The 452-nt window shown below is 61.5% G+C and carries 1 pseudogene; it reads left to right on the forward strand.

What is annotated here, in order from left to right:
* Nucleotides 1-177: 177 nt before the first annotated feature.
* Nucleotides 178-452: pseudogene (locus O7B34_RS32005) on the forward strand (hypothetical protein); the annotation flags it as partial.

The raw sequence follows: 452 nt of genomic DNA on the forward strand, positions 1-452 counted from the left end.
TGCGAATGTGATAGAGCCCATTCCTGATTGTCATCTTCGTAAAGCGCCCGACTGTCCCGCTCGCAGGATAGCCGTACCATCGGTTCCCGATCAAATGGCACAGAGCCACAAATGCGTTCCGAGCTAGACTGGTAGCAACTGATTCTCGGATCGGAACGCAAGACCCGGACGCTTTCCTTGGAAACCGCGCTTTATCTACCCGTCAAACGCTTCCTCGAAGAGCTCGGCTTCACGGTCAAGGGCGAGATCGGCGGCTGCGACCTCGTCGGTCTCAGCGCCGGCGATCCGCCTGTCGTGGTGATTGGCGAGCTCAAGCTCGCCTTCAATCTCGAGCTGATCCTCCAGGCCGTCGACCGCGCGCCCGCCGGCGACGAGGTCTGGATCGCCGCAAAGATGTCCGTGCGTGGCAAGGGGCGCGAGAGCGATGCGCGCTATCGCAACCTCTGCCGCCG

It is taken from the genome of Mesorhizobium sp. Cs1299R1N3 (assembly GCF_037179625.1).
GTDB lineage: Bacteria > Pseudomonadota > Alphaproteobacteria > Rhizobiales > Rhizobiaceae > Mesorhizobium > Mesorhizobium salmacidum.